The sequence below is a fragment of the Longimicrobiaceae bacterium genome (assembly GCA_035696245.1).
In the GTDB taxonomy this organism is placed as follows: domain Bacteria; phylum Gemmatimonadota; class Gemmatimonadetes; order Longimicrobiales; family Longimicrobiaceae; genus DASRQW01.
Window position 1 is genome coordinate 1 of the sequence record DASRQW010000283.1, and the last position, 8,230, is coordinate 8,230.

7 protein-coding genes are annotated in these 8,230 nt (G+C 72.6%); 6 read left to right on the forward strand and 1 reads right to left on the reverse strand.

Annotated elements, in window-relative coordinates:
• The 5 genes from VFE05_13110 to VFE05_13130 form a co-directional block, all read left to right on the forward strand.
• The coding region (locus tag VFE05_13110; protein ID HET6231005.1) for a sugar transferase at window positions 1–401 on the forward strand (401 nt) is incomplete at its 5' end.
• Between the two features lie 937 nt (window positions 402–1,338).
• On the forward strand, window positions 1,339–3,654 hold the full coding sequence (locus tag VFE05_13115) for an HAD-IIIC family phosphatase (GenBank protein HET6231006.1): 2,316 nt from the start codon (window positions 1,339–1,341) through the stop codon (window positions 3,652–3,654).
• Complete coding sequence (locus tag VFE05_13120; GenBank protein HET6231007.1) at window positions 3,644–3,871, forward strand: acyl carrier protein; 228 nt, start codon at window positions 3,644–3,646, stop codon at window positions 3,869–3,871. The genes VFE05_13115 and VFE05_13120 overlap by 11 nt, the downstream gene beginning before the upstream one ends.
• The gene (locus VFE05_13125) at window positions 3,868–5,121 is read left to right on the forward strand and encodes a hypothetical protein (GenBank protein ID HET6231008.1); all 1,254 of its coding nucleotides are present in this window, start codon (window positions 3,868–3,870) and stop codon (window positions 5,119–5,121) included. Before VFE05_13120 ends, VFE05_13125 begins: the two co-directional genes overlap by 4 nt.
• Window positions 5,121–6,080 carry a hypothetical protein gene (locus VFE05_13130; GenBank protein ID HET6231009.1) on the forward strand — a complete coding sequence of 320 codons (960 nt, stop codon included), beginning with the start codon at window positions 5,121–5,123 and terminating at the stop codon, window positions 6,078–6,080. Before VFE05_13125 ends, VFE05_13130 begins: the two co-directional genes overlap by 1 nt.
• Before the next feature lie 497 nt (window positions 6,081–6,577).
• Here VFE05_13130 and VFE05_13135 read toward each other — a convergent pair whose 3' ends face one another.
• Complete coding sequence (locus VFE05_13135; GenBank protein ID HET6231010.1) at window positions 6,578–7,042, reverse strand: response regulator; 465 nt, start codon at window positions 7,040–7,042, stop codon at window positions 6,578–6,580.
• A gap of 260 nt (window positions 7,043–7,302) precedes the next feature.
• On the opposite strand from VFE05_13135, the gene VFE05_13140 reads away from it, so the two are divergent.
• On the forward strand, window positions 7,303–8,016 hold the full coding sequence (locus tag VFE05_13140; GenBank protein ID HET6231011.1) for a PHP-associated domain-containing protein: 714 nt from the start codon (window positions 7,303–7,305) through the stop codon (window positions 8,014–8,016).
• Window positions 8,017–8,230: the final 214 nt, after the last annotated feature.

Consider the following 8,230-nt stretch of genomic DNA (forward strand, 5'->3'; position numbering starts at 1 on the left):
TGCGTGCCGACCCCGCCGCCGCCGTGCAGGTGTGGGCCGCGCCGGGCGACCAGCGCGTGACGCGCGTGGGCCGCGTGCTGCGCCGCTACCGCCTGGACGAGCTGCCGCAGCTGGTGAACGTGCTGCGCGGCGAGATGAGCATCGTGGGGCCGCGGCCCGAGCAGCCCAACATCTTCCTGCAGCTCCGCGAGCAGATCGACGGGTACGGCGACCGGCAGTGCGTGCTGCCCGGCATCACCGGGTGGGCGCAGGTGAACCAGCCGTACGACCGTTGCGTGGAGGACGTGCGCGCCAAGCTCGCCTTCGACCTGGAGTACGTCCGCGCGCAGTCACCCATCCGCGACCTGCTCATCCTGCTGCGCACCGTGCCGGTCGTGTTCTTCCGGCGCGGCGCATGGTGACCAGTTCGCCCGATCTCCGCCTTCTCCGCATCCACCGCTCCTAGATCCACCGCTCCGACAGACTTCCGGACCAACCGGCTCTTCCCCGCACGCCCAACCGGATCGTCGCCCCAACGCCGGTGTTCGCCCTCGCGCGAGCACCGGCGTACCCGATTCCGCGCCAGGAGCGAGAGAATCGAGGCGCTGGGCGGATTCCGTATGGTACGAGGGTCCTCGCGGCATGGCCGTGTTGTGACGCCGCCACACAATCTCACCGGCGGAATCTTCCGGCCTCCGCCGCGAGCGTCGCCGAATATTGTCGGAACAGATGTAGAAAGACGAAGTACCGCCCGCCCTGCTGGCATCCGAGTGTCGTCTGGAGTGAGCGCCTTTCGACTCGTGAAGCGGATCGGAAAAGCAGAAGAATCGGGATTCACTCGATCGCGAAACCAGCCTTTCGGCCCCCGTGATCAACCCGGTCTTCCGTCCTGGAACCTGCCGCACGCGCGCAACACTTCGAGATTTCGGCGCGAATGCAGATGTCTATCGGTCATGCAGAGGATGCGCGAGATGCGAAGCGCCCCGACCGCTCTGATGCGCATGATCGTCAGGTGGATGCTCCGCACGCCTACCGACGTCTGGAGGCCGCAGTTCGGCGGATGCGAGGTACGGCACGGGAGCGGCGCAACGATCACTAGCAGCGAGTTCGATAGATGCGGAGCGGCGAGCCTCATCCCACAAACCGCGCTTTTGTTGCGGGGGCGCATCACGCGACCACGTGGTCAGCAAAGATGCGGAGGCGACGATAATCGGCAGAAGTTTTTGATGTATCGATAGTTACGCAATCGTAGCGAAGCGGCGGGTCGGGCGATTGGTTGGCGTACGCAGCTTGCTTTTCGCTGTGGCGCCGCGGACGACGCGGCGCTCCGCAGTGCAGCATCCCCACCAAGGCCGGACCATGCCCGCAATCGCACCGCCCGCCCCGCCCGCGACACCCGCCGCGCCGGTCCCGCACCCGCAGCTCCTGGACGCCCTCGCCGCCGAGGACGCGCTGCGCGACCTGGCCGCACGGCTGGCGCTGGCCGCGTCGCGCGTGCACCCGGCCCCCGCCGCGCTCGACGCGCTGACCCGCCTGGCGCCAGACGACGCGGTGCGGTGGCTGCTGGCCTGCGGGCGCTCGCTGCGCAACGTGCTGCCGGCGGACGCGCGGGCCCGCGCCCTCGCCACGCTGGCGGCCGAGGCGCGCAACGGCGGCGACCCCGCGCTCGCCCACGGCGTCCGCGCGCTCGCCATCGCGCACCCGGACGCGGTGGCGCCGGACACGCTCGTCGCTCTTGCCGAGTGCTTCCCGCCGGAGCGCGTGCCGGAGCTGCTGGGCTCGCTGGTGGATCGCGCGCTCGGCCGCCACCCGGAGCACGCGGGCCTGCTCTCCGTGGCCGCGGACGTCGCGATCCGGCACGGAGACGCACCCCGCGCGCACTCGCTGCTGGACCGCGCGGGCCTGGCCGATCCGTCGCCCGCGTCGGTGCAGCGCGTCCGCGCGCGGCGGGCGGGGCTGCCCGATCCGCCGGGGGTGCGCGCGCGCGTCGCCCTGATGGGCTCGTTCACGCTGGACCCGCTGGTGCCGTTCCTGGACCTGGAGTGCCGCGCCGCGGGCATGGTGCCGTCGTTCCACCTCGCGCCCTTCGGCGCGTGGGAGCGCGAGGCGCGCGACCCCGCCTCCGCCACGGCCGAGTTCGCGCCCGACGCCGTCTTCCTCGCCGCCGCGCTGGACGACCTCGTCCCCGATCTCGCCGGCTCGCCATCTCCCGGCGCGCTTCACGGGGCCGGCGAGGAAGCCGTCGGCCGCGTCGTCTCTGCCGCGCAGGCGTTTCGCGCATCATCCTCCGCCGCGCTGGTCGTGTTCGGCTTCCACACGGCGTTCGCGGACCCGCTTGGCCCCGCGGGCTCCGGCGCCGGCTCGCGCGCCGCGTGGGTCGCGGACCTGAACGCGCGCCTGGCCGAGAGCCTGGCCGAAGTCGCGGACACGTGGATGCTGGACGTGGGCGACGTGCTCGCCCGGCGCGGCGGCGGCGCGGCGGACGACCCGCGGCTGCGGCACATGGCGCGAATGCGCATCCCCCCCGCGGCCCTCGGCGCGCTCGCCCGCGCGTGCGCCGGGTACGTGGCGCCCTTGCGCGGCCTCACGCGCAAGTGCATCGCGGTCGACCTGGACAACACGCTCTGGGGTGGGCTGGCGGGTGAGGACGGCGTCGCGGGGATCCGCCTGGGCGACACGGCGCCGGGGAGCGAGCACGTGGAGCTTCAGCGCTGGCTCAAGTCGATGGCCGACCGCGGCTTCCTGCTCGCCGCCGTCTCCAAGAACAACGAGGCCGACGCGCTGGAGGTGATCCGCGGGCACGACGCCATGGTGCTGCGCGAGGGCGACTTCGCCGCGCGGCGCATCAACTGGCTGCCCAAGCACGAGAACATCGCCGCCATCGCGGAGGAGCTGGGGATCGGCCTGGACTCCGTCGTCTTCGTGGACGACAGCCGCGAGGAGCGCGACTTGGTGCGCCGCATGCTGCCGCAGGTGCTCACGCCCGAGCTCCCTGCGGACGCCGCCCGCTTCCGCGCGGCGCTGGAGACGCTGCCGCAGCTCCAGCAGCTTCGCGTGACCGACGCGGACCGCGCGCGCGGCGGACAGTACCGCGTCCGCGTGGAGCGCGAGCAGGCGAAGGCGGCCTCCGGCGGCTCGCTGGGCGACTTCCTCCACTCGCTGGAGCTGGTCGTCCAGGTCGCCCCCGCCGCGCCGGCGACGCTCTCCCGCGTGCACCAGCTCTTCCAGCGCACCAACCAGTTCAACCTCACCACGCGCCGCCACGACCTGGCGCACCTTGCCGCCGCCGCGAACGACCATTCGCGCCGCCTCTTCGCCCTGCGCGCGCACGACCGGCTCAGCGACCACGGCCTGGTCGGCGCCGCGCTCGTGGAGATGGATGGAAGCCGGTGGCGCGTGGAGAGCCTCGTCCTGAGCTGCCGCGTGATCGGCTACGGCGTGGAGACGGCGTTCGTCGCCGCGCTCGCCTCCGCCGCGCGCGAGGCGGGCGCATCTACGCTCGAAGGCGAGATGGTGCCCACGGAGAAGAACCACCCGGCGCGCGACTGCTGGGCGCGCCACGGCTTCGCACATCGCGAGACGGCCGACGGCGTGGAGACGTGGGAGCGCGCGCTGGACGACGGCGGGCCCGCGGCGCCGGAGTGGGTGCGCCTGGAGGTGGCCGATGCGTCCTGAGCTCCTGGTGAGCCGCGTCTTCTCCCTCCCGGCGCAGCGGGTGGACGACGACACGTCCAACACCACCGTCGCCACGTGGGACTCGCTGGCGCACATCAACCTGCTGCTGGAGATGGAGACGATATACGGCGTCACCTTCAGCATCGACGAGGCGCTGAAGATGACCAGCGTCGGCTCCATCAAGCACGTGCTCGCCGAACGGGGGATCGCGTGGTGAGCACCGCCGCACATCGGCCGGTAGATGCCGTCCCGCCGAAGCACGCCTCGGCAGATCCCGCATCTCCATCTCACGGCCCCGCATCCGTCCCGCCCGGCTCCGCATCTCCCGAAGCAGTCGCGATGACGGGCGTGGTGCGAGCGGGTCCGGAGCACGCGGAGACGCTGGCGGAGTTCTACCGCGCCACGTGGGATGCGTCCGCCACCGCCGCCGGCGTCCGCGCCGCCCGCCGCGACGCCGCGGACCGCAACACGTCCGAGCCCGGCCGCGAGCCGCCGACCTTCCTCTTCCTCCTGGGCGGCCGGCCGGTCGGCCACGTCACCACCCTGCCGCTGCGCCTGTGGACGGCGGAGGGGACCACGCGCGGCTACTGGATGAAGGGGCTGATGGTTGCGCCCGAGCACCGCAACGGGCCCGTCGGCTTCCTGCTGCTGCGCGAGGCGGTGAAGGACCTGGGCCTGTCGATGGCGATGGTCGTCGCCCCGGAAGCGCGGCGCCTCTTCACCGCCGCGGGCTTCGCGGACCTGGGCGCGCTGCCGGATGCGGTCCGCATCCTCGATCCCGCGCGCGTGCTCCTCCGCGTGGACCCGTCCGCCCTTCCGGACTCGCTGCCGGGGTGGATGCGGCGCGCCGCTGCGGCCATCCAGCGCTCCCCCGCCGCCTCCGCGCTCGCCGGAGCGGCTGCATCCATCGGGATCGGTGGATGGACGGCCGCCCGCGACTCCGCCCGGCTGCACCGCGGGTGGGTTCTCCCACGACTCGATGCCGACGAGGCCACGCTGCTCTGGCAGCGCGCGCGGCGCCGCATCTCCGCCGCGCCTTCGCGTGACGCCGGCGACCTGCTCGCACGCTACGACGGCCGCGGCGAGTACCGGCTGATCGGCGTGCGCGAGCGGGGCGGCCTGGCGGCGCTCGGCATCCTCCGCGCCCCCCGCGCATCCGCCGACCCGCGGCTGAACGGCATCCGCATGGCCGCGCTGGCGGACGTGGTGTGCCCCGTCGACCGGCCCGGCCTGCTGCTCGCCCTCCTCTCCACCGCCGAGACCACCGCGCGCGGGCTGGACGCCGACGCGCTGCTCTTCTCCGCATCCCACCGGTCCACCCGCGCCGCCCTGCGCCGCCGCGCGTACCTGCCTATGGGCGGGGGCGTGCACGTGATGGTGCGCAACCCCGCGGGCACGCCGCTCCCCGCCGCCCTCGCCGACTGGTGGGTCACCCGCGGCGACGGCCACGCCGACGAGGCCTTCTGATGACCACCGCCGCCTTCCCCCACGGCAAGCGCTTCGCCTTCACCATCCTGGACGACACCGACGTCGCCACGGTAGACAACGTGGAGCCCGTGTACCGGCTGCTGCTGGAGCTGGGCATGCGCACCACCAAGACCGTGTGGCCGCTGGGCTGCCCCGAGGGAAGCCGCAACTTCTCCAGCTCGCAGACGCTGGAGGACGCCGAGTACCTGGAGATGGTGCGCGGCCTGGCGGACCGCGGCGTGGAGATCACCTGGCACGGCGCCACGATGGAATCGAGCGAGCGCGGCCGCACGCACGAAGCGCTGGAGCGCTTCCGCGAGCTGTTCGGCGGCTATCCGCGCATCCACGCCAACCACTCGTACAACCGCGAGAACGTGTACTGGGGCACGGGCCGCGTGGACCAGCCGGTGCTGAAGGCGCTCGTGCGACGCGCGGTGCCCACGCCGCCGGACCACTACCAGGGCCACGTGCCGGGCTCGCCGTTCTGGTGGGGCGACCTGTGCAGCGAGCACATCGAGTACGCGCGCAACCTCACCTTCAACGAGGTGGACCTGTTCCGCGTGAACCCGTCCATGCCGTACCGCGACCCCGCGCGCCCGCTGGTGCGCTGGTGGTTCTCGTGCGCCGACGCCGAGGACCGCGACGAGTTCAACGAGCTGCTGCGCCCGTCGCGCGTGGCCAAGCTGGTGGAAGAGGGCGGGTGCTGCATCGTGGCCACGCACCTGGGCAAGGGCTTCGCGCGAAACGGCGAGGTGGACCGCCTGGTGCGCCGCCGCCTGGAGGCGCTGGCCGCCGCCGACGGGTGGTTCGTGCCCGTGGGCGAGCTGCTGGACTGGCTGCGCGCCCGCCGCGACACCGACGACCTGCCGGCCGACGAGTGGGACCGCATGCAGTGGCGATGGGCGCGCGACCTGATGCGCCGCAAGCTCCGCCGCGGCACCCGCCGCGTCAGCGGCTGACGGGGACGCAGATCGCGCCTTGAATGACGGACGACGGAAGCGCCCGCATCTTCGGAGTCGGAGGATGCGGGCGCTTCGTTGGCGGGTCTGGGAGGATTGGGCGGGAGGAAGGTGCCCCCTCCCCCAGCCCCTCCCCCGCAAGCGGGAGAGGGGAGCTGAATCACGGTGAGGGCTGGGCTTTGCGCGATTTTGGCACGAGTCGCAAAGGCGTGAAGGACTGTCCGGCGCTTTAGCATCTAGCCGGCGGAAATTCCGCGGGTGGCACTATGCGCGAATTCCAGATTCCCACCACGGTAACCGTTAACAACACGCGCCAAACGCCTTCGTTGCATGCAGTTCTCCCCTCTCCCGCTTGCGGGGGAGGGGCCGGGGGAGGGGGCACCCCCTCTCGGCACGCGTCCATCTTCCGGCATCCCCCCGGCCATCCAAACGAAAGACCCTCGCCAAGCAATTCTGGCGAGGGTCAGTACGGCTTCGCGGCATTGGAAGAGGCTGCTTCAGTGCACCCCGGCCATCCCGGTCGGGCGCACGGACGCGGGCGGCGCGGGGTAGCCGTGGACGGCGCGGGCCTCGGCGAAGGCGGCTTCGAGGGCGGCGACGAGGGAGGCGGGCGTGTAGGGCTTCTCCACGAAGGCGTCGAAGCCGTGCTGCATGGCGCGGCGTTTGGTGGATTGGGAGCCGTCGCCGCTGAGGGCCACTATGGGCACGTCTGCCGTCTCGGGGTGCAGGCGCAGGTCGCGTACGGCTTCCCATCCGTCCACGCCCGGCATGTGCAGGTCCAGCAGGATCAGGTCCGGGGCGGCGCGGCGGGCCAGCGCAACGCAGTCCGCCCCGTTGCGCGCCTCCAGCAGCTCGCCTACGAGCGGCCTCAGCGCGTCGCCGTACACGGCGCGCAGGAGGTTGTCGTCGTCCGCCAGGAGCACGCGGGCACCCGAAAGCGCGCTCGTTCCGGAATGGTGCATGCGGGTGAGGGAACGGGAACGTCCGGACTGCAGAGACGCCTCTTTCGCCCGCGCCCGGAGAGGGCGTCCGAAAAGGGGAGTGGCCTGCGCTGTGTTGGACCGGATGCCCCAATGTTGCGGATTCTCGCCCCGTGCGCAACACTCTCGTTTCGGCAGTTTCACCGTGGAGAAACCAGCTTGCCCCACCGCCCTGCCCGGCCCCGCGCGACGGCCCGGAACGCACCCCGCCGCCCCCGCCGGCGCCCGCCGCTCCGGTGCCGATGAGCGGCCTTGCCGAGCCACGCATCCGCGCCGATTTCCACTCCCACACCCACTTCTCGTCCGATGGCGCGATGCCGCCGGAGGTGCTGGTGGAGCGCGCCGCCGCGGCCGGGCTGGACCGCATCGCCGTCACGGATCACGGCGAGATCGACGGCGCGTTCCGGGCGGCGGAGATCGACCCCACGCGCGTGATCGTGGGCGAGGAGGTGCGCTGCCGCTGCGGCAGCGAGCTGATCGGCCTCTTCCTCCGCGAGCGTATCCCCATGGGGCTGGAGGTGGAGGACGTGGCCGAGCGCATCCGCGACCAGGGCGGGCTCGTGTATGCGCCGCATCCGTTCGCGTATGCAACGCGCCCCGGCTGGCGCGGCGCCCGCGTGCTCGCGGTGGCCGACCTGGCCGAGGCGTTCAACTCGCGCGCCTTCCTCCCCGCCTGGAACCGCCGCGCCGCCGCGGAGGGGCGCCGCCGCGGCATCGCCCTCGGCGCCGGGTCGGACGCGCACTTCGCGTGGGAGGTGGGACGCGCGCACACGCTGCTCCCCGCCTTCACCGACGCCGCCGGCCTCCGCGCCGCCCTCGCGGGTGCGGAGCCCGTGGCGGTGGGCCTCGCGACGCCGTTCATCCACGGCCTCTCCATCTCGCTGCACGCACTCCGCATCATCCGCCACGGCCGCGACGCCGAGGGGCGGATCACGTGGAAGCTTCCGCCGAGCTGAAAGACGCGTGGGATTCCGAAGGGCTGTCGCGTGCGGAAAGGACGCCCCCTCCCCCGGCCCCTCCCCCGCAAGCGGGCAGGGCTGTTTCATTCGAGGAAACTGAGGAGTGAGTGGATGTCGTGGGCAAAGGAACGGAAGGCTGCGGTGAGGGAGCGGAAGCCTTTGCGGCGGTAGAGGGTGAGGGCGATGTTGCGAAGGAGGGCGAGGTTCTGGG